Genomic DNA, 21,261 nt, shown 5'->3' on the forward strand with positions numbered 1-21,261 from the left:
TATGGCCACCAAACCTTCAGCCGTGATTATCGGGGCGGGTGCTTCAGGAATGGTGTCTGCGCTGCTACTCGCCATGCATGGCTATCGCGTGTCAATCGTCGAGCGAGCGAAAGAACCGGGTGTCACTATGCGCGGCTTTCTGAAAAGTCGCGTCTATTTTGACAGCGGCGTTCACTTTGTCGGTGAACTGTCACTACACGGCGTATTAACCGCCTATCTGCGCTACCTGGGCATACGCGATCTGCCCAGCGTAGAGTTCGATCGTCACTGCTTTGAAACCGTGCGGTTTTCCGATCGCGGTGACTTTTCGCTGGCTGCCGATTACGACAAAATGCTGGCCGGACTCTGTGCCGATTTCCCGGCAGAAAAAGAGGGAATTCATCGCTATATGGCCGACGTTAAGGCCGCCTATTATTCCTCTGCATTTCACACGCTACAGGGATCCCCCATCAGGGATGAAACCGATCCTCGATGGCATATTCCGCTGCAGGACTATATTGCCAGTTATATCCGCGATCCCTGGCTACAGGCCCTGCTGGCGACGCCCTGTCTCTACCATGGCGTTTCTCCTGAGAACGTCTCCTTCCTGCAGCACGCCCGCGTGGCGGGGACGCATTTTAGCGGCGTTCGTACCTTTACACAGGGTGGGCTGTCGCTGGTTAAGGCGTTCGAACAGCGCCTGGCTGAAGAAGGCGTAGTGCTGCACTGTAACCATAGTGTCGTGCAGATCCACTGCAAATCCGACGGTACGCTGAGCGAGGTCGAACTGGATAATGGTGAGCGTCTGGGCTGCTCTGTCGTTATTTACACCGGGCACCCCGGTTTTCTGCCGCAGATGCTGCCAGAAAAAGCGCTGCGCCCGACGGCAGTGAATCGCATGCATCAGCTCTACGATGGGATGTCGGCACACCTGCTGTATCTTTCCGGTGGAACCGAGCCGCCGCTGCTGCTCGACAAAAAGAATTTCCTTTACTGTCAGCACGCCCGGTCATTTACCGAGGCTTTTAAACCTCTCCATCGGGGTACTGCAGGGCCTTTTTATATTATGCCGGGTCCGTCAGTGCTTAACCGCGAGAGTGGACAATTTGATTCCGTTGATTTTGTCGCGGCGATCCCCTGCGACGCAGCGGAATACCGCGCGTTTTATGGTACCGGCAGCGGCAAGCGCCCTTCCGCCTACCGGGCGCAGAAAAAGCAGCGTCTCAAAGAGCTTTACGCCTCATTGTGTCGGACTGTCCCAGAAATCGAGGGATTGAGGCTGGTAGACGGTGCCACTCCCGCAACATTACAAAAGTATCTCTATTCGCCAGGCGCGGGAATGTACGGCGTAGCACACGATATTACGCAGTTTAATCCGCTGCCGGTGACTCGCGTTGCCGGCCTGTTCGTGGCTGGCCAGGCGGTGACCGGCCCGGGGGTGATGGGCGCGACGATTTCAGCGTTTCTCGCCTGTGGCTATTTGCTGGATCACCAGAATCTACTGAACGGAGTCAGAACATGCCGTTAAGAAGAGTCGTTATCACCGGCGTGGGTGCCGTATCTCCTTTTGGCGCCGGTGCTGAGAAAATGATGGCCGCCTTAACCCGTGGTGAATCGGGGATCGGCCGCCTGCCGCAGCACGATTACAGCGATACACAGGACGTGCCGCAAGTTGCCGGGCGCGTCCCGCGCCTGGACACAACCAGTATTCCACGCCGTCATCGTCGCACGATGTCCCCGATGTCCTGCTGGAGCCTGCTGGCCGCAGAGGAAGCGTTGGCACAGGCTGCCTTTCCTCGCGAACGACTGTCCGATCCGCGCTTTGGCGTTATCGTGGGTTCAACAATGGGCAGCATTGATACCTGGCGTTCTATTTTTGAAAACTACCTGGTTGCCCGTCAGTTTGCCGCCGTTAAAGCGCGCGACTTCTTCCGCATTATGGGCCATTCCGTCGCGTCAAATCTGGCGCAGGCACTGGATATTACCGGCCGGGTGATGGCAGTAACATCAGCCTGCGCCTCCAGCGCCCAGTCGATCGGTATGGCCTATGAGGCGATTGCCTGCGGCCTGCAGGATGCGATGCTGTGCGGCGGAGCCGATGAATTCCATCCGCTGACGATTGCAACATTCGATCATATGGCTGCCGCTTCAAGAGGCTTCAACGAGCATCCTCACGCCACGCCACGTCCGTTTGATCAACAGCGTGACGGCGTGGTCTGTGCAGAAGGCGCCGGGATACTGCTGCTGGAATCCCGCTCAAGGGCCCTGGCGCGAGGCGCGACGATTCTGGCAGAAATTACCGGATTTGCCTCCGCCAGCGATGTGTCGAGTATTGCTAATCCTGACCCGTTCCCGCTTCGCCGCTGCATGCAGCAGGCACTGAACAACGCCCAGATCCCGGTAGATGCCTTGAGCTACATTAACGCCCACGCCACCGGCACACGGTTAGGCGATATCGCCGAAAGCGAGGCGATTGCCGGGCTGTGCGGAAAACTGGTCCCGGTGTCCAGCCTGAAGGGGCATCTGGGGCACACCATGGCGGCCAGTGGCGCACTGGAGCTTATCGCCTGCATCGGCATGCTTCAGCAGGGGGTACTGATCCCTACTCTCAATCTTGATAATCCCGATGATCAATGCGACAGCATTCGACACGTCAACGGGCTCACCACTACGCCGGTGCAACACGTACTGAAAAACAGTTTTGCCCTTGGGGGCATTATTTCAACCCTGATATTAAGGAAAATATGATGGATAAGAACGCACTGAAGGAAAAAGTTAATCAGATCCTGGCTGAGGAATTTGAACTGGAGCTGAGCGATCTGCATCCGGAAGCAAAGCTGTACGAAGATCTGGGACTGGACAGCCTGGACGCTGTGGATATGGTCGTCGCCTTCGAAAAAGCGTTTGCTATCAATATTGGTAAGAATACCGAGCTGGTTAGCATTAAAACGCTCGGTGAACTTCAGGAGTTTATCTTAAAAACTTCAATGGCTCAGGCAGTCTGATTATTACGAGGAGCACGGATGATATTCCCCTTATCGGCGCAGAGCCTGATCCCTCATCGCGAAGGAATGTGTTGTATCGACAGTATTCTCAGTATCGAGGGGCCGCGAGTACAGGCATCCGTAAAACTGCACGCCGATCATCTGTTGTTAGATGAAAACGGTACGCTCGACCGCTGCGGTTACATTGAACTTGCGGCTCAGGCAGCCTGTGCGTTAAAGGGTGTCGACGCCGCCAAAGGCCGGGAGTCTGCAACTGCACTGCTGGCCTCGGTCAATAATTTTCAGCTCTTTGACGATGCAGGAACAGGAGAAACGCTGCTGATTTCTGTCGCCATTACGACTGAACTTGCTGACCTGTCCATGCTGGAATTCAACGTTGCCTGCGGGCAACGTTTACTGGCCCGTGGAGAATTAAAAGTGTTTTATCAGGCAGATAATGAACGGAGTATCACTGCACAATGACCACTGCTATTTTTCACCGGGGAAGCCGTATCGCCGTGCTGTTAATTCACGGTCTTACCGGTACGCCAAAAGAAATGGACTCCATCGCGATGCGCCTGCATCGCTATGGATTTACCGTTTCTATTCCCGTGCTGCCGGGCCACTGCTCGGATATGAACGCGTTGTTAAAAACGACCCGGCTGGACTGGCTACGGGAAATCGCCGCTGAATATAAGCGGCTGACTGGCGAAGGCTACCAGGTTTTCGCCGGTGGCCTGTCTGCCGGAGCATCGATGGGGATTATTCTTGCCCATCACTTTCCTGATATGCGCGGGCTGGCGCTCTACGCCATCACGCTGAAATGTAACGGCTGGGCGGTATCAAAATTCTCATTTATGCTGCCGCTGTTACTTAAAATCCCGCTGTTCCGCAACAACTATCACTTTCAGGAAGCACCGCCGTATGGCATCAAAAACGAACAGCTGCGCGAGCGTATCGTTCTGAAACTGCAAAGCGGGGACAGTTCGGCCGCCGGCCACACCAACACACCCGGAGTGATGCTGCGCGAGGTGTTGCGCCTTGCCGGTGAGGCAAAAAAAGTGATGCCGACAACCCGAGTACCGGCCCTGTTAATCCACGCACGTGAGGACGACGTGACAGATATTTCCAATTCCCGTTACGTTGAACGGCACTACGGTGGTAAAACCGAATTTATCCAACTGGAGGAAAGTTATCATCTGGTGACCATCGATCAGGAGCGTCAGCAGGTAGCAGAGGCCACCGCGCGCTTCTTTTATCAGCAGTTGGACGAGCATGAACGCCAGCAGCTTGCCGCGTCCGCACGCAAGAAAATCCCGGGTATCGAATCGCAGCCGGAACCGGGGGGTAATCTGAAAAAGTAAGCGGTCAGGCTGTTTTCAACGATCGTCAGCAGCGGCGCCTGTGCTATCATCGCCGCCAGCGCGCCGTTTCACGAACGGTGCAACTCTCTTTCAGCCCCTTCAAAGGTATGCAGCCGTGAATAAAAGAGCGATAGCCCCTACCGTTATCTTTATTGCCGCAATGGCGTTTTTGGTATGGTTTATCGCTTCCGGCGCGGCAATGCCCGGCAGTCAGTAAGCAGGATCGGCAAGCTGGTTGGACCAATATTGAATGGCACAAATCTGATAACGCCATTAATTAACACAATATATCTGCGTTGATACCTGTACGTATTGATCATTGCGTGTATAAATTGCATAATTTTTTTCATCTGTAATTATGCATTTCTGAATGCGTTTACGCTTTTTTTACCAAATAAAGTCGATTTGCTCCGGCAGTTGAGCTGGAAAATCATAACACTGATGTTTATCACGTGCAGATTGCCCCGCTATCAGGACAGCAGGCGCTTACGGGTCGTTATAATTACGCCTGTCATTATTTGCCGTTTTATAACAAAACCTACTGAATTTAGTGAATTTAATAACGTTATACGCTTCCGCATATTCATATATATAGCGAGAAGGCAGCACGTTTTCTATTTGTAAATTTAGCCTCTGCTTTCAGGGGCATGCTTGACCTCACTACCAGGAAAAAGATCTATGTCCGAAAACTTGATTGAACGTATTTCAACGGCGCTGGGATCGGAAAGAACGCTGGAAGGTTTTGTGCGCCAGCTGCTGGAAATGCTCGAACTGGTTACCGATATGGAATCAACCTACCTGACGCATATTGATGATGCCGAAGGGCTTCAGCATATCCTGTATGCCCGTAACACGCAGAAAATGCAGATCCCCGAAGGTCTGTCGGTGCCGTGGCAGGATACGTTGTGCAAACGCGCGATGGAAGATGGCCGCAGCTTCACCAACGATGTACCCGGCGTTTGGCCCGATTCTGAAGCCGCCAAAGCGCTGGGTATCACCACCTACCTCAGTACGCCAGTCATGCTGGGCGACGGCTTGTTATACGGCACGCTCTGCGCCGCCAGTGCGCAAAGCCACCCCCTGTCCGATCGTGCGGAACAGATTATCCACCTGTTTGCCGAACTGATCGGCCAGTACATTCGTAAAGAGCAGCTGCTGCAGGAGCTGCGCGAAGCCAACGATGCGCTGACCGCCGTCAGTATGACCGATGAACTGACCGGGCTACCCAATCGTCGCTCGGTCTTCAACCATCTGCCAAAACTGTTTGCCGCAGCGGCCATTGAGGAACGATCGGTACTGGTGGCCTTTGTCGATCTCGACGGTTTTAAAGCCATTAACGACAGCTACGGCCATGAAAGCGGCGATCGGTTCCTGCAGTCTATTGCCCAGCGGCTACGCCAGTTTGCCGGGCCGGAAGATATCATTGGTCGCCTGGGCGGGGATGAATTTATCATCGCCAGTCTGGGGCCGCAGATCGACGCCGTCAGCGACGATCACGTGCAGACGTTTAAAGCACAGCTGGCTGAGAAAATAACAGGAAGGTATGAGCTTCGCGGCAATCTGATTGATTACGGCGGGGCCAGTCTGGGGGTCATCGCGGCAAATCCGCTGGCCTGTACGCCGGACCTGGCGGTCCACGATGCGGACAGCAGCATGTATCAGGATAAAATACGCCGCAGACACGTACAGCATTAAAAAAACCGGCGGCAAATTGCCGCCGGCTGAGCCCAGCTTTCTGACTCAAGGCACTGACAGAATCACTGCAGGCGTTCGGCAATCGGTTTAACTACCTTGACGCCGTTACGCCCGTAAAATTGATACAGCGTGTCCGATGCCGACTGGGTCAGCACCATGATTTCGATACGGCGGTTACGGGCCGACAGCGGGTTCTTCGGGTCCAGCAGCATGCGATCCGCCATCGCGTTCACCTGTAGTACTCGCTTCGCCTCCAGCCCTCCTTTTTCCAGCACCGTTCTGGCCGCCAGCGCGCGATCGCCGGACAGATTCCAGTTGTTGTATCCGGCGTTATCACGGTAGTTAGCCGCGTCGGTATGGCCGTTGATGATCACTTTGTTATCAATACGGTTAAATACCGGGGCCAGCTCGCTAAGCAGCCGAGTAAAGAAAGGGGTCATCTGCGCACTCCCGCGTTCGAACATCACCCGATCGTCGTCGTCCTGCAGCAGAATACGCAGGCCCTGCGGGACTTTTTCCAGCGACAGATTACCCTGCGCGTTTAACTCCGCCGTGATACGGGCTATCGCCTCACCCAGTTCATTGAGCTCGCGATCCGAACGCGACAACACATTTTCCAGCGACTCCGGCTGCGACGCTTCCTGCTCCGCGGATTCGTTCGCCTCGGCGGCTTGTACAGGCAGGCTGGTCATAATGGGCGCAGGACCGGCAATCGCCGTCGGATCGCTAATCGGGCTGAATACCGTGCCGTCAAAAATCGAGGTCCCGTTCAGGTTAGCGACAATCTCCTGCCGCTCCTCTTTTGACACCGCGCCCACAATCAACTTCGTGGTGGTCACCAAAGGGGCCGAGCGTATTTCCGAAGTGTCGGCACGCTTCACCCTCGACGCCCTGCCCGGTAAGCAGATGGCGATTGATGCCGATCTCAACGCCGGGCTGATTAATCAGGAGCAGGCGCGCATTCGCCGCAAGGACGTCGCTAACGAAGCCGACTTCTACGGTGCGATGGACGGCGCCTCGAAGTTTGTGCGCGGCGATGCCATTGCCGGGATTATGATTCTGATCATCAACGTGGTCGGCGGTATTCTGATCGGGATTTTCAAGCACAATCTGGATGCCGGCCAGGCGTTCGATCAGTACGTGCTGCTGACCATCGGTGACGGCCTGGTGGCACAGATCCCTTCCCTGCTGCTGGCAACGGCAGCGGCGATTATCGTTACCCGCGTCAGCGATGACGACAGCAGCGGAATTTCCGACGATATTCACCGCCAGCTGATGGCTAAACCCGCCACGATTTATACCGCCGCCTTCGTGATGTTCGTACTGGCGATTGTGCCCGGCATGCCGCATCTGGTGTTCCTGGTGTTTACCGCCCTGCTGGCGTTTACCGCCTGGCGACAAAGCAAGGTTATCGAAAAGCCCGCGCAGAGCGAGCAGGATATCGCTGCGCTGACCAGCGCGCTGGACGACAGCGACAGCGTAAACGTCTGCTGGGAAAGCATCCCGCTGATTGAGCCGCTGGGGCTGAACCTCGGCTACAAGCTGGTGACGCTGGTGGATAAATCGAAGGGTAATCCACTGACTCTGCGCGTGCGCGGCGTACGCCAGGTGGTGTCAGAAACCAGCGGCGTGCTGCTGCCGGAGATGTCGATTCGCGAAGACTTCCGCCTGAAGCCGGCGCAGTATGCGATCAAGGTGAACGGCGTGCGCACGGCGGTGGGCGAGGTTCATCCGGATCGCCTGATGGCGATCCCAACGGCGGAACAGTACGGCGAGATCGACGGCGTGCTGGATACCGATCCCGCCTACGGCCTGGCCGTCACCTGGATCACCCCGGAAATGAAACCGCAGGCGCTGAACCTCGGGTATCAGGTGGTGGACTGCGCCAGCGTTATCGCCACGCATATTAACCGGGTCACCCGCGAGCATCTGCCGGAGCTGTTTAACTATGACGATATCACCCAGTTGAATCTGCGCCTGTCGGGTACGGCACCCAGACTGGCTGAAGATCTCAACGCCGCGCTGAACTACAGCCAGCAGCTGAAGATTTACCGACTGCTGCTACAGGATCAGGTTTCGCTGAAGGACATCGCCACCATTGCCACCACGCTGGTAGAAAGTGCGGCGATCACCAAAGATGCGATTCTGCTGGCCTCCGATGTGCGCTTCGCCCTGCGCAGGGCGATGGTGGCGGCGATTGCGCCTGACAGCAAGCCGCTGTCGGCCTACACGCTGGACAATACATTGGAAAATCTGCTGCTGGGGTCCCTGAACCAGGCACAGCAGGCTGGAAAAGTCAGCCTGGACAGCTTCCCGGTCGATCCCAATATTCTGACCCAGCTGCAAACCACGCTGCCGGTGGTGCTGGAACAGCTGAAGGCGCAGAACCTGACCTCCGTGCTGCTGGTGACGCCGCAGCTGCGGCCGCTGATTGCCCGCTACAGCCGCTTGTTCGCCGCCGGGCTGCACGTGCTGTCGTACAACGAAGTGCCGGATGAGGTGGATCTGCGCATTGTGGGTACGGTGAGCTGACAAAGCGGCGCGGAACTTTCCCGCAGCAAAAGAATGGGGGCATAAATTCGTCAATGTGGGTGAAACCGGTGCATCCTTAATTAAGATTATTCGTGCTGCATAAACGGTCACCACCTGCGAAAATTTCCACGGCGGTAAAATACGCGATGACAAATCGGTTCACCGTGGATTGACGAATCAAATTCCCAGAAACGTCTGAATCTGTATCTGCCTGAAGGCAATGGACCGAAAGGTTGCGGCGGTTCACAGCGGTTAAGGCCAGCCCAGGGTATATATCAGCCTGCGGAGACAGGTTTCTCTCTGGAGTGGAATCAGGATTGAGTACGGATTCGATGCAAAAATAACGCCATGCCTTCACACGTGATCCGATGTCCGCCATTCAGGCCGATTCGGTTATCAGTCGCGTTAAGGTTTTATGGAAATAATAAAAAAAATTTCACCACTAACCCATTGATAAAAAATGAAACACCTCATGATAAATGATAATTATTTTTTAACTGGGGTGGCATTTCAGCAAAGTCAGTATAGGATTATTCTCAATAGAGAAAGGAGTCAGCATGTCAACATTTTCCATCATTTCCCTGCCGATGTTTGCGGTCGGGCTGGGTTTAATGACGCAATTTTACAGCAAGAAAGATCTCAACTTCCTGGTACCCGGTGTGGTACTGATGACCGCAGGGCTGGTGAATACGTTAATTGGTATTGGCATGAGCTGAGGGAAGAAAACCCATAGATACACTCGTACCTATGGGTGAGGATATTATTTCCGGTTAAGAATTCTCAGGAAATCTTTTTCACTGGAAATTAATGACAGTGCATTTGAGATAATTTCATCGCTAAAGATTGAGGCCACATCACGCAGGACATCGATGTGCTCTTTTTCTTTGGCTATTACGCCAATTGCAATAAACATGACGTTATTTCGATCCCAGATCACGCCATCCGGGAACTGGAAAATCTCAATGCCGGTTTTCAGGATGATATGATTTTCCGACTTCGGTAAATGCGGCAGGGTGATGCCGTTGCCGAGGAAAGTCGAAACCTGGTGCTCCCTTTCATTCAGAAAAGCCACGCAGTCCTGGCTTACATACCCTTTAGCCTTAAACTCTTTGCCGACCATCTCTAACACTTCGGCTTTGTTTTTTGCCTGCCGTCCAAGATGCAGGTTTTCAACGGTAATAATATCAATCATAGTCCGCCTCCTTTTTATTGAATCCACACTATCACGCTATCAGTTTCCGGCAGACAGTTCTTCTTCCAGCTGCTCCAGCGATTTGTTGGAGGTTTCAGGAAGTGCCTTGACGACGAACAGAATGGCCAGATAGTTAATAACGGCGAAGATCAGGAAGACAGGACCCAGACCCAGTTTTGCCTGCAGTACCGGGAACAGGTAGCTGACGATCGCGTTCATCACCCACATAAAGAAGACTGAAATACCCATCGACAGGCCGCGAACTTTCAGCGGGAACAGTTCAGCCAGTACCACCCAGGTCAGGAAGCCCATGGTGCCCTGCATGACGCCAACGAAGATCGCCCCCAGCAGCCAGATAACGGTGGCTTTCATATCTCCGACCAGGAAGTAGTCGGCACCGGCAATAATCAGGTGCAGCGTTGCCATCAGCGCAAAACCGTAGACGATCAGCGTCTTACGTTTGAAGCGGTCAACCAGATACATTACGCCAAAGATCATACCGCCAACGGAGAAGACACCGTTCAGTACGTTACAGATCAGCGACATTTTTTCGGAGAAGCCGGCGGTTTTCAGGATTTCCGTGCCGTAATACATAATGACGTTAACGCCGGTGGTTTGCTGCAGGGCGGCCCAGGCAATACCCACCAGAATCAGTTTCATGATCCACGGCGTGCTGAAGATCACCGAGGTGGCGCTTTGCGAGTGCAGCTTCTTCTCTTTTTCAATCTCAATTAAGGTGATGATGTCCTGGTACTCCTGCACCGCGCGTGCTTCAGGACGGATCTGTTTTAAAATCGCCAGCGCTTCTTCCCGGCGGTTTTTACTGATTAACCAGCGCGGACTTTCCGGTGCACGCCACATACCGATTAACAGGAAAATGGACGGCAGCGCCTGTACCAGCAGCATATAGCGCCAGACCTCCGGCAAATGCCCCCAGATAAGGCCGATTACCGCGTTCACCGCAAAGGCGGCCAGCTGGCCAATAACAATCGCGACTTCATTCAGCCCGGTTAGCCTGCCGCGCATTTCCGTTGGGGCGACTTCCGAAATAAAGGTTGGGGCGGTTACCGAGGCTCCCCCTACGGCGAAACCGAGGATAAATCGGGCAATAAGCAGGCTGGTGACGTTCGGGGCAGCGGCAGATAAGATTGCGCCAATAAAGAAGACAAAGGAGAGATAAATCAGGTACTTTCTGCGGCCGAAGAAGTCAGCCAGCTTACCGCCACCGACACTGCCGAGTGCAGCACCAATCAGCAGGACGCTCATCACCAGACCTTCGGTGTCCGGCGTCAGAGCCATGTTTTCTTTTAATGAAGAAAAGGCACCATTAATAACACCGGTATCATAGCCAAACAGCAGGCCGCCGAACGTTGCTACTAATGTTATCTGATGTAATCGTTTTCGTTGTTGCGTATTAAGATTCATCAATAAAGACATATACATATCCTTTCATTAAATGACTCGCAAACCCCGGAAATTTAATAAAGTAATACCTCACCGCCTCATTTATGAGGAAATGAAATTTTTCCTGGCGTTTTTAAGCAGGGTAAAGGGTTCTATTTAATAATTAAAAAATACGAAATAACCAACCTGGCACGATAATAAAACTTAGTGTTACTCCCCCTGATACATTTTACTTATTCAATTTAAACCTTAAATTTTTCGCACAATCTATTAACGGTCATGATGAGATAATATATTTCACCCACGTCAGCTCATACCGCCATCCAGACCGTTTTGGTCTTCGACTGTATGCTTCCCCCAGGGAAGGTCCGCAACAACGATTCAGGTTCCTTTCTGCCTCAATCGCGTCAGACGCGTTGGTGACCCCATTTCATCATCTCAGCAAGATTCATCACTCTTCCGTTTTTTACCTGCTGATAACATAGCATTCAAATCGAAACCAAAATTCTACCTAAATCACAAAATGACCTTTTAGTTTCATTAATATTCAATTTTTCGACTTTACATTTCATTACACGAAACCGCCATTACTGCATGATTAACCGTATTTTTTTTACCAAAACCGATAAAAGATGGGGGTATTATTGAAAACGTTACGGGTAACCGCTTCATAAATTTTCATCACTAACAAGCATTTCATTTCAAAAAATATCGACATTAGAAAAAAAATTCCACCAAACCAGGTCTGCTTTTATAGCAAGAATTTGCAGATTTGCGTGAAATCAGGACCGGGCAGAGAATTGACGTCAGAATGCGAAGTCCGCACCAGAGGGCAGCGAAATGGCACAGCGGATCGTCAAAGAAGCAGCAGGCAGACCGGCACGGAATGGAATACTGACAGGAAACGAAGCCAACCTGCAGAGTCAGACGCTCTACAGGCCGGTGAATTACGCAGGATTATGGATTGGCGGCGCTCAGCGGCGCTGCGGTTTTCCGCTGCGACAAATCGTCCCTGAAGAAGATAAAGAAGAACAGGGAAACCACCGCCGCGACAATCGCCGGGTAGATCCAGAAGCTTTCCCACTGCGGCAGCGCTTCCGCGCCCTCCCCGGTCACCGTGCTGTTAAAGATCTGCCCGCACAGGGTCGACGCGAAAAGCAGGCCAAAACCATTGGAAACGATAAACCGCAGCCCCTGCGCCTGCGCGCGAATCTCGGGAGGTGCTTTACGGTCCACATAGATATCGCCGACGGTAAAGAAGAAATCCCAGCAGAAGCCCTGTAGCATCAGACCGATCAATACAAACATCATGTTGGCGTCGATCGCCGCGTGGGAAAACAACAGCGAGCGGGCTATCCAGCACACCGCACTCATCATTAATGTGATCTTAAACCCCGCCTTCAGCAGGAAATACGACAGCAGGAACATAAAGATCACTTCGCAGGCGATGCCAACCTGCATCATTGAAGCGGCGTTATCAAAGCCCAGCGCCTTGAGGAACACCGGAATGTAAGCCGAGTAGGCGGTTTTCGGCACCATCAGTACAAAGATGCTGAGCATCAGGATGGAAAAGTTACGGTCCTTGAACAGCGCCAGCGCATCCAGGCACAGCAGATCGCGCAGAGTCAGCGCACGACCTTTGGCCTTCGGCGGCGTGTCCGGCAGAGTAAAGCAGTAGAGCCCCAGCAGCCCCCCGGTTGCCGACGCGATGTACCACGTGGTGGTATCGCCGGAATAGCCCATCTGGCCGATGATAAAACCCACCGCCATAAAGCCGAAGGTGCCGAACACGCGGATCACCGGGAAGGACTTCACGCCATCGATATGGCTGAAGCTAATGCTGTTCGCCAGCGCGGTGGTGGGATAAAACAGCAACCCTACCAGGAAGATCAGCAGCAGGGTCATACCGGTATTGTGCGCCTCAATAAACTGCGGCACGCACAGCAGCACGGCGGCGTTAATCAGGTGCAAAATCGCCATCACCTTCTGCGAGGCAAAAAAACGGTCTGCCACCATGCCGATAAACAGCGGCGACAGGATGGTCGCCAGGCCCAGCAGCGCATACGATGAACCGATAATCGTCGCCATGCCGTAAGTGCTCAGAACCAGTCCCATGGTCATGTTCCATGCCCCCTGCATAAAGTACTGCACAAACATCATGATCAGCAGCCGGGGGGTTTTATTTAAATCCATTTACGCTCTTCCGTGATTGAGTTCGACGATCAGTCCGTCGTAAGCGACGGTAATGTGTTTTTCGCGGCAGGCGGCCACCAGCTCCTCGTGCATCAGACCGCCGCTGTGGGAAATATGGGAAACCACCATCTGGCTGGCGTCGTGCAGGCAGTGCATATCGCGCAGCTTCTGCTGAGCGGCGAACACCGTTTCCAGACTCATATGGTTATCGCTGCGGTCGTTGCCGTTAAAGCCGTAAGTGCATTCCAGCACCACCAGATCCAGCGACTTACCCGCCAGCCATTGCCAGGTTTGTTCCGGGAACCAGCCGGAATCGTGGCCGTAGAACAGCGTTTTACCCTCTTTTTCAATCAGCCAGACGTAGCACAGCTCCCATTTGGCATGGTTTGCCAGCAGCGGGGTTAACCGATAGCCGTGGCTTTCGACGGTGACAAACGGCGGCAGGCAGTTGAACTCAAAACGCTGTTTGGTAAAGCCGGGCAGCACCGCCGCACAGCCGTTAATCGCCCGGTCGTTACCGAACACCGCCAGCGGATGGTCCAGCTCAAATCCGTAGCCCTCCATGCGGCTGAACAGATCGCCAACGTTGAAATGGTCGGGGTGGGTGTGGGTGAACAACAGATCGGTGATGCCGTTCGCATCCAGCCCGTCCCGCAGCAGCTGCTGGCTGAACTCGGGGGCCACATCAATCAGCATGACATCATCAATGATGGCTGAGGAACGGGTGCGGATATCTTTGCCCTTAAGGCGCCTCGCCTGCTGGCAATGATTGCAGCGGCAGAACGGATTGGGAATGCCTTCAGACGCGGCCGATCCCAGGAAGTGTATCTTCATTTTATATCCCTTTTATTCAGTGAAAACTGATTCGTCGTTCCGGAATTCTCCCTTAAGCAGATGAACATCAGTAAGCCTGGGAACGCGTCGGTAATATAAAACGAAACACAAACGGGACAATCGCTACCTCAGGCATTATTGACCTGGTGCAAGATAAGCTAATTTAAAGCGGTTGAGTGCTGAACCTGCTGGACAAAACGCCCGCACGCCAGGGTGGCAGCGCCCTGCGCACCGTTGAAGTCCGAGGACGACGCGGAGATAAACCGCACAGCCTGATACGGCAGCGGGCGGCGCAGGTGCTGCTTTATCTGCCCGATCAACGCGGCGCGGGGGAAGTTGACCATATCCATCACCCCACCGCCGAGGATCACCGCATCCGGATCGAACAGGTTAATGCCGGTAGCAATCGCCCGCGCCGCATGGGCAATCAGCTGCTGCACAAAGGGGGCATCGGCGGCGCGGATAAAAATCTCACCCATGGAATAATCGCGCGGCTGCCGTTCATACCAGTGCTGCAACGCAATGCCGGAGCAGACGGTTTCCAGGCAGCCCGGATTGCCGCAGGCGCAGCGCAGCGCCATATCCCCCTGCGGAATATGCCCCAGCTCCCCCGCTACACCGTGCGCGCCGGTGCAGGGTGCGCCGTTCAGCCAGATGGCAAAACCCATGCCGGTGCCGAGATAGGCCGCCAGCACCTGCTGCTGCGTCAGGCCGTTTTGCGCCACGTCAAAGGAGAGCTGCAGGTTCACATCGCGGGCAAACTCCACCGGGCAGCCCAGCTTCACCTCCAGCTTTTCGGCCAGATTAAGCAGTTCATCGGCGGCCAGCGGCAGGTTGGGCGTGGAAATAATGGTTCGTTTGTCCTTGCCCACCAGCGCCGGAAAGCCCATCACCAGGCCGCGGCAGCGCGCCTCCAGCAAAGTGAGCTGGCGCTGAAGCAGTTCGGCAACGCCTGCGGCCACACCGGAGGAAATCACTTCCGAGGTGCGCCGTTTTTCACAGTGCAGCACCGCCCCGTCGGCATCCATCAGGCAGAAGCGGATATGAGTCGCCCCCATATCCACACCGGCGACCACATCAGGCCGTATATGCATATGGCTTAACCTCTTTTTTCGCCGCCAGGATCTGGCTGGCCATTTCGAGCCAGGCGTCGTCAATATTCTCGGCATGGTTGAACAGGCCGGAGCTGCCAACGATAAACACGTCGGCACCCGCCGCCATCAGCTTTTTGTAGGTGTTCTGGTTACAGGAGCCGTCGATTTCAATTTCATAGTGCAGCCCTTCGCGCTCGCGCAGATTTTTCAGCTCGGTGATTTTCTCCAGCATTTCCGGGATAAACGGCTGACCGGCAAAGCCAGGGTCGACGGTCATTACGGTGATTTTATCGGCCTTGTGCAGATAGTATTTCATCGCTTCCACTGGCGTTTCCGGGTTGAGGATCAGCCCCACCTTCATGCCAAGGCGGCGAACTTCATCGATCAGACGGAACGCCTGCCCGTTCAGCGTTTCCGGATGCAGGGTAATAAAGTCCGCCCCCGCCTGCGCCAGCTGGCTGATGTAGTCCTGCGGACGGGTAACCATCAGGTGGCAGTCCAGCGGCCGGGTTGCCAGCTTTTTCACCTGAGCAACGAAGAACGGCGACAGCGTCAGGTTCGGCACAAAATGGCCGTCCATAATGTCGATATGAAAATAGTCGGCGTGCTGGTCAATAAACTCGATCTGCTCTTTAAATTTCAGCAGGTCCATACACATCAGGGAGGGAGAGATTTTCATCGTTCGTTCCTTACTTGCTAATCAGTCTGTCGAGGGCAACGGCGGCAATAATCAGCCCGCCCATCACCACCAGTTGGTAATAGGTTTGTACCTGCAGGATATTGAGCCCGTTGTTGATGGTGCCGATGATCAGGCCGCCGATAACCACGGAGAAGATGCGCCCCTTACCGCCGAAGAAGCTGGTGCCGCCGATAATGGCGCTGGCGATGGCGTAAGTTTCAAACCCCATACCGGCCAGCGGTTCGGCGGCGCCCAGACGGGCGGTAGAAACCACACCCGCCAGCCCCGCACAAACGCCGGAGATAATAAACACCACCAGAATGTGAAACTTGACGTCGATGCCGGAGTAGAACGCCGAGTTCTTGTTACCGCCAAGGGCATAGATATTGCGCCCCAGCCGCATACGGGTGGTCAGGAACCACAGCAGCACGGCAACAATCAGCGAGAAGATCACCGGGACGGGAATGCCCAGCACGCTGGCGGCGAAGAAGTTAACGAAGTCGAAGGAGAAGCCGTAAACCGAGTTGGCGTCAGAAATCACCAGCGTAATGCCGCGGAAAATAGCGTTAGTGCCGAGGGTGATGATAAATGGATGCAGCCCCGTCCAGTTAACCAAGCAGCCGTTGATCGCCCCCAGTGCGCCGCCGACCAGTACGCCGCCAATCAGCGCCGCCAGCGCCGGATCGACGCCCGCCAGCATCAGCTTGGCGGTGACCATGCCGGAGAGCGCGAGGATCGCCCCAACCGAGAGGTCGATACCCGCCACCAGGATCGCGAAGAACTCACCCATGCCGATCAGCACCGTCACCGAACTTTGCACGAAGATCTGCGTGATATTGTTGGCGGTCAGGAAATATTCCGTCGACAGCGTGCCAAAGATGGCGACGATAATCGCCAGAATAAAGAAGGTGCCGTACTTGTCCCAGAACTGCGCGAAGTTGAACGGCTTTTTCTCTGCCAGATCGCCCTTCACTCTTGTGGTAATGCCCATGCCATAATCTCCTCTTCGCTCAGGTTGTCGCGATTGGTCAGAATTTGCGTCAGCCGCCCTTCGCAGAACACGGCGATGCGGTCGCAGACGGCGATAATTTCAGGAAGCTCGGATGACACCATCAGGATGACCTTGCCTTCGTCGGCCAGCCCGCGCATCACCTTGTAGATTTCTGCCTTTGCGCCGACATCGATGCCGCGCGTGGGCTCGTCAAAAATGATCACCTCCGGATTGCAGCACAGCCACTTGGAGATCAGCACCTTCTGCTGATTGCCGCCGGAAAGCTCGGTGATGTTCTGCGCCACCGAGTGGCACTTCAGCGCCAGCAGCTGGCGCTGTGCTTCCGCCACGGTGCGCTCCTCCGCTTCGCGAAACAGCCCCATTGCCCCCTTAAAACCGCCGGACTTCAGGCTGTGGCTGATGGCCATGTTCTGCGCGATGGAGAAGTTGGGGAAAAAGCCATTATCCCGGCGGCTTTCGGTGATGTAGGCCATGCCCTTTTTCACCGCGTCCAGCGGCGATCGCGGCGAAATGTCCCTGCCGTTGAGGCGAATTTCGCCGCTGCTGCGCTTGTCCACGCCAAACAGGCAGTCCATCAGCTCGGTGCGCCCGGACCCCACCAGCCCGGCAAAGCCGAGGATTTCGCCACGACTGACGTTAAATGAGATATCCCGCACTTTCTTGCGGTCGCGGCTGGTGACGTTTTTCACCTCAAACACCGTGTCCCGTTCGACGTTGCCGGTGCTCTCTTTCATCCGGTTGAAGCGGTTTTGCAGCTCGCGCCCCACCATCAGATGCACGATGTCGTCGTTGCTGACCTCGCTGACCCGGCCCGAACAGACGCTGCTGCCGTCTTTCATTACCGTATAGCGATCGCAAATCCGCCGGATCTCCGCCAGCTTGTGGGAGATATAGACGATCGCCGTCCCCTCTTTGCGCAGCTGATTCATAATCAGGAACAGGTAATCCACCTCTTTATTGGTCAGCGACGAGGTGGGTTCGTCCATGATGATGACTTTGGCATCGAGCATTAGGGTTTTGGCAATTTCCAGCATCTGCTTATGGCTGATGGACAGGTTTGCCACCTTTTCTTCTAAATCGACTTTTAAACCGATGCGCAGCAGCATCATCGCCGCCCGAACGCGCATCTCTTTCCAGTCGACGATATTCACGCCGCACACTTTTTTTGTCAGGTGGCGGCCAATATAAAGATTCTCCAGCACGGTTAATTCATCAATCACGCTCAGCTCCTGGTAAATAATACCGATACCCAGCTTCGCCGCCATTTTATGATCGAGCCTGTCATAATCTATTTCATTAATTGTAATGGTGCCTTTTGTCGGCGCATGTATTCCCGACAGTACTTTCATCAGCGTGGATTTACCTGCGCCGTTTTCCCCTAACAGCGCATGTATTTCGTGAGGATATATCGTTAAGTCAACGGATTTTAATGCGTGAACCGGACCAAAGGATTTGCCGATCCCCGCCATCGATATATATGGCGCAACCATAGCACTGACCTTTTATTAAATAACGGTTATTTCGTTACCAGAATGGAATCCACCAGCTTAAATTCGGGCGTTTTATCCAGTGCGATGACTTTGCCGGATTTAGCGGCATCCACCATCAGCTTCAGCCCGGTTGCGCCAATATCCGCCGGGTTTTGCGCCACGGTGGCGGTCATCAACCCGGCCTCCACCATTTTGCGTGCTTCCGGGATGCCGTCAGTGCCGACCACCAGTACCTTACCGGTTTTGCCCGCATTCGCCACCGCCTGCGCCACGCCCATCGCCATCGTATCATTGGCGCAGTAGAACGCTTTCAGGTTGGGGTTGCGCTGCAATACGTTAGTCGCCACATCCAGTGCCTTAATGCGGTCCCAGTCGGCGGGCTGGCTGGCAACCAGCTTGATCTGTGAAGCCTTTTTGAACGCATCGGTAGCTCCGCTACGGCGCGACTCACCGGAGGCGTTACCCGCCTTACCTTCAATGATGGCCACCTCTCCGCCTTCCGCGCCGAGCTTATCAATAATAAAGGCCGCCCCTTTGGCTCCCACCGCCGTATTGTCGGTAGTAACAAAACCTTCCACATTGCCGCCCGCTTTTTTCAGGTTATCCATATCGATCTTTTCGTCGATATTCACCAGATAAATCCCTTTCTGCCAGGCGCGAGCAACGGGCATCACCAGATTCACCGAGGAGAGCGGTGCAAAGGCAATGCCCTTATATTTTTTATTACTTAAATCCTCAAACAGCTGGAGCTGCGATTGAAAATCCCCTTCCGAGGCTGATGCAAAAATATCCACGCTAACGCCCAGTGTTTTTGCTTCCTCCTCAATGCCTTTTTTCATATCAACCCAAAAAGGATTCGATAGCGTTTTTAATATGACCGCATAGTCTGCGGCGGCAAATACATTAGCGGATAACATTAAGCCCATAGCGCAGCCGCTGAACAATTTCAGATATTTATTCATGGAAAGAGTCTCATTGTAGGGGTACGGGTTGCCCGTTTCCTTGCGGAACGGGCTTATATTATTACTTCAGCGCGCCGGGGGAAAAGAAATCCACAATTGCGCCGGTCTTTTGCATATTCAGTGTTGCCTGTTCAATATTCTGCTGCGCGACGGAAACAAATAACGCATCCAGTAAGGTAAGCTGTAATATCCGCGCGGAAGCGTTGCGCCCTAATAGCGGCGTTTCCGGCGCGGGTGAGCAAATAATATAATCCGCCAGCTTGGCAATCGGGGAATGATAGCTGTGCGTAATGCAGATGATTTTCGCCCCGTTCTTTTTTGCCAGCTCCACGGCGGATTTCAAATCGTTGGTGCGCCCGGAATGGGAAACCACCAGCACCACGTCGCCCTCTTTCAACAGCGAGGCGGACATCATCATAATGTGTGCGTCCTGATAGGCCTGGCAGCGCACGCCGATGCGTAAAAACTTGTGCTGGATATCGGCACAGATGGCGTTCGACCCGCCGACGCCGTACAAATCACGCTGCTTCGCCTGATAGAAGAAGCGTGCAGCGCGGTGGATTTCATCAACGTTGACGATCGACTGCCCCTCCATAATGGTGCGCAGGGTGATGTTAAACACCTTGTTGACGACGTCCTGCGGCGCTTCATCAAACGCCAGCTCGGCGGGAAGCACCTGCTCCGATTGCGAAAAGTAATCGATCAGCGCCGCGCGCAGGTTGCGGAAACCGCTAAAGCCCAGCAGCTTCGCCACTTTGACGATCATCGCTTCCGATACCGTTAGCGCCTCCGCCACGTCTTTGATCGCCGGTGCATCGCTTAAATTTCCCGGCTGCAGCAGCCAGTCAACGATGCGGCTTTCATTGTCGGTCATGCCTTCCTGCTTCATCCGCAGCCAGGGGGCAAGCCCAATGCCCTGGGGAAGCTCTTTTTCAAATTCAGACTGGCTCATCGCGCTCTTCTGTCCTGATGAATGATGACGACACTATAACACCACAGTCGTGGCTTGAAATATGCTAACAACTTCACAATATTTCCAAATTCATAAAGTTTTACCTTTCGTGAAGTAACACGTTTTTGTAATCACATCTTAACGATAAAATTCATAACGTTAGCGATAAAGGCCGTATTGATAGCGGAAACATTAACGCCAACCACTCACTAGATCGCTGTTGAAATGGCTGAACCGTCGGTGTAGAACAGAGCCGAAACGGGATTTTATTGCTCTACTTTTGCGCACAAAGACGCAATTAATCACAAATACAAACAAACCGTGAAGTAAACATGTAAGGAGGAAGGGTATGAAAAAGATCGTTTTTGGCTGCGATCACGTTGGCTTTATCCTGAAAGAAGACATTATTGCCCACCTGCAAAGCCGAGGCATTGAGGTTATCGATAAAGGAACCTGGGGTGCAGAACGCACCGACTACCCGCACTTTGCCAGCGCCGTGGCGCAGGGGATTATTGACGGCGAGGCGCAGGCCGGGCTGCTGATTTGCGGGACGGGGGTGGGGATTTCGATTACCGCCAACAAATTTCCCGGCATTCGGGCGGTGGTATGCAGCGAACCTTACTCCGCCAGACTGTCGCGCCAGCATAACGACACCAACGTGCTGGCATTCGGCTCGCGGGTCGTCGGGCTGGAGCTGGCAAAGATGATTGTTGATGCCTGGCTGGACGCGGAGTTTGAAGGGGGACGCCATCAAACTCGCGTGGAAGCGATTGCGGCACTGGAACAGCGGGTTGATTAAGTTCCGGGCGTAACCTTTGTATCGCGCGGGATGTGGGTCTAGAATTCCGGGCATCTTTCAGCAACCTTGCCCATACCATGAGCCACGAACCCGCTT

General features: G+C 54.1%; 21 protein-coding genes and 1 pseudogene. 10 read left to right on the plus strand and 12 right to left on the minus strand.

Annotated elements, in window-relative coordinates; translation table 11 throughout:
- Position 1 precedes the first annotated feature (1 nt).
- From OMR58_RS20480 to OMR58_RS20510, 7 genes are all read left to right on the plus strand, one after another.
- Positions 2-1,507: a phytoene desaturase family protein gene (locus OMR58_RS20480; RefSeq protein WP_264546799.1), complete on the plus strand. Its 1,506-nt coding sequence runs from the start codon at positions 2-4 to the stop codon at positions 1,505-1,507.
- Positions 1,498-2,727 (plus strand): beta-ketoacyl-[acyl-carrier-protein] synthase family protein, encoded by a 1,230-nt coding sequence (locus OMR58_RS20485; RefSeq protein ID WP_200559897.1) that lies wholly within the window; start codon positions 1,498-1,500, stop codon positions 2,725-2,727. Before OMR58_RS20480 ends, OMR58_RS20485 begins: the two co-directional genes overlap by 10 nt.
- Positions 2,727-2,984 carry an acyl carrier protein gene (locus tag OMR58_RS20490; protein WP_200545495.1) on the plus strand — a complete coding sequence of 86 codons (258 nt, stop codon included), beginning with the start codon at positions 2,727-2,729 and terminating at the stop codon, positions 2,982-2,984. Before OMR58_RS20485 ends, OMR58_RS20490 begins: the two co-directional genes overlap by 1 nt.
- An 18-nt stretch (positions 2,985-3,002) precedes the next feature.
- Positions 3,003-3,446, plus strand: a complete 444-nt coding sequence (locus tag OMR58_RS20495; RefSeq protein WP_200559899.1) for a hypothetical protein — start codon at positions 3,003-3,005, stop codon at positions 3,444-3,446.
- Positions 3,443-4,327, plus strand: a complete 885-nt coding sequence (locus tag OMR58_RS20500; protein WP_200559901.1) for an alpha/beta hydrolase — start codon at positions 3,443-3,445, stop codon at positions 4,325-4,327. The genes OMR58_RS20495 and OMR58_RS20500 overlap by 4 nt, the downstream gene beginning before the upstream one ends.
- Positions 4,328-4,442: 115 nt before the next feature.
- The gene (locus OMR58_RS20505; protein ID WP_172606533.1) at positions 4,443-4,544 is read left to right on the plus strand and encodes a YoaK family small membrane protein; all 102 of its coding nucleotides are present in this window, start codon (positions 4,443-4,445) and stop codon (positions 4,542-4,544) included.
- A 461-nt stretch (positions 4,545-5,005) separates the two neighbouring features.
- The gene (locus tag OMR58_RS20510; RefSeq protein WP_200559902.1) at positions 5,006-6,022 is read left to right on the plus strand and encodes a GGDEF domain-containing protein; all 1,017 of its coding nucleotides are present in this window, start codon (positions 5,006-5,008) and stop codon (positions 6,020-6,022) included.
- Between the two features lie 62 nt (positions 6,023-6,084).
- Here OMR58_RS20510 and OMR58_RS20515 read toward each other — a convergent pair whose 3' ends face one another.
- Complete coding sequence (locus OMR58_RS20515; protein WP_264546800.1) at positions 6,085-6,861, minus strand: OmpA family protein; 777 nt, start codon at positions 6,859-6,861, stop codon at positions 6,085-6,087.
- Here OMR58_RS20515 and OMR58_RS20520 point away from each other — a divergent pair.
- A pseudogene (locus OMR58_RS20520) lies at positions 6,842-8,554 on the plus strand (flagellar biosynthesis protein FlhA); the annotation flags it as partial. The gene OMR58_RS20515 and the pseudogene OMR58_RS20520 sit on opposite strands and share 20 nt — an antisense overlap.
- Positions 8,555-8,630: 76 nt before the next feature.
- On the opposite strand, the gene OMR58_RS20525 reads toward OMR58_RS20520, so the two are convergent.
- Entirely contained in the window at positions 8,631-8,933 is a 303-nt protein-coding gene (locus tag OMR58_RS20525) for a hypothetical protein (protein ID WP_264546801.1), read from the minus strand.
- A 178-nt stretch (positions 8,934-9,111) separates the two neighbouring features.
- Between OMR58_RS20525 and OMR58_RS20530 the strand changes: the two genes are divergently transcribed.
- Positions 9,112-9,270 carry a hypothetical protein gene (locus OMR58_RS20530; RefSeq protein WP_172606527.1) on the plus strand — a complete coding sequence of 53 codons (159 nt, stop codon included), beginning with the start codon at positions 9,112-9,114 and terminating at the stop codon, positions 9,268-9,270.
- Positions 9,271-9,314: 44 nt separating this feature from the next.
- Here OMR58_RS20530 and OMR58_RS20535 read toward each other — a convergent pair whose 3' ends face one another.
- From OMR58_RS20535 to OMR58_RS20580, 10 genes are all read right to left on the minus strand, one after another.
- On the minus strand, positions 9,315-9,746 hold the full coding sequence (locus OMR58_RS20535) for a PTS sugar transporter subunit IIA (RefSeq protein WP_264546802.1): 432 nt from the start codon (positions 9,744-9,746) through the stop codon (positions 9,315-9,317).
- Positions 9,747-9,785: 39 nt separating this feature from the next.
- Positions 9,786-11,183 carry a sugar porter family MFS transporter gene (locus OMR58_RS20540; RefSeq protein WP_200559942.1) on the minus strand — a complete coding sequence of 466 codons (1,398 nt, stop codon included), beginning with the start codon at positions 11,181-11,183 and terminating at the stop codon, positions 9,786-9,788.
- A gap of 924 nt (positions 11,184-12,107) precedes the next feature.
- Positions 12,108-13,343, minus strand: a complete 1,236-nt coding sequence (locus OMR58_RS20545; RefSeq protein WP_264546803.1) for an MFS transporter — start codon at positions 13,341-13,343, stop codon at positions 12,108-12,110.
- Complete coding sequence (locus OMR58_RS20550) at positions 13,344-14,177, minus strand: MBL fold metallo-hydrolase (protein WP_264546804.1); 834 nt, start codon at positions 14,175-14,177, stop codon at positions 13,344-13,346. It abuts the gene before it with no gap.
- A 158-nt stretch (positions 14,178-14,335) separates the two neighbouring features.
- Positions 14,336-15,271: an allose kinase gene (gene alsK / locus OMR58_RS20555; protein WP_264546805.1), complete on the minus strand. Its 936-nt coding sequence runs from the start codon at positions 15,269-15,271 to the stop codon at positions 14,336-14,338.
- Positions 15,255-15,950 carry a D-allulose 6-phosphate 3-epimerase gene (gene alsE, locus OMR58_RS20560; RefSeq protein ID WP_264546806.1) on the minus strand — a complete coding sequence of 232 codons (696 nt, stop codon included), beginning with the start codon at positions 15,948-15,950 and terminating at the stop codon, positions 15,255-15,257. The genes alsK and alsE overlap by 17 nt, the downstream gene beginning before the upstream one ends.
- A gap of 10 nt (positions 15,951-15,960) precedes the next feature.
- A complete protein-coding gene (alsC, locus tag OMR58_RS20565; RefSeq protein WP_200545487.1) occupies positions 15,961-16,941 on the minus strand; it encodes a D-allose ABC transporter permease in 981 nt (326 codons plus the stop codon).
- Complete coding sequence (gene alsA, locus OMR58_RS20570; protein WP_200545486.1) at positions 16,920-18,452, minus strand: D-allose ABC transporter ATP-binding protein AlsA; 1,533 nt, start codon at positions 18,450-18,452, stop codon at positions 16,920-16,922. Before alsA ends, alsC begins: the two co-directional genes overlap by 22 nt.
- A 26-nt stretch (positions 18,453-18,478) precedes the next feature.
- Complete coding sequence (gene alsB / locus OMR58_RS20575; RefSeq protein WP_264546807.1) at positions 18,479-19,414, minus strand: D-allose transporter substrate-binding protein; 936 nt, start codon at positions 19,412-19,414, stop codon at positions 18,479-18,481.
- A gap of 61 nt (positions 19,415-19,475) precedes the next feature.
- Positions 19,476-20,366, minus strand: coding sequence for a MurR/RpiR family transcriptional regulator (locus OMR58_RS20580; RefSeq protein WP_105590914.1), 891 nt, complete (start codon positions 20,364-20,366; stop codon positions 19,476-19,478).
- A 349-nt stretch (positions 20,367-20,715) separates the two neighbouring features.
- Between OMR58_RS20580 and rpiB the strand changes: the two genes are divergently transcribed.
- On the plus strand, positions 20,716-21,165 hold the full coding sequence (rpiB, locus tag OMR58_RS20585) for a bifunctional allose-6-phosphate isomerase/ribose-5-phosphate isomerase RpiB (protein ID WP_200559948.1): 450 nt from the start codon (positions 20,716-20,718) through the stop codon (positions 21,163-21,165).
- Positions 21,166-21,261: the final 96 nt, after the last annotated feature.

Source organism: Erwinia sp. INIA01 (genome assembly GCF_025947915.1).
In the GTDB taxonomy this organism is placed as follows: domain Bacteria; phylum Pseudomonadota; class Gammaproteobacteria; order Enterobacterales; family Enterobacteriaceae; genus Erwinia; species Erwinia coffeiphila.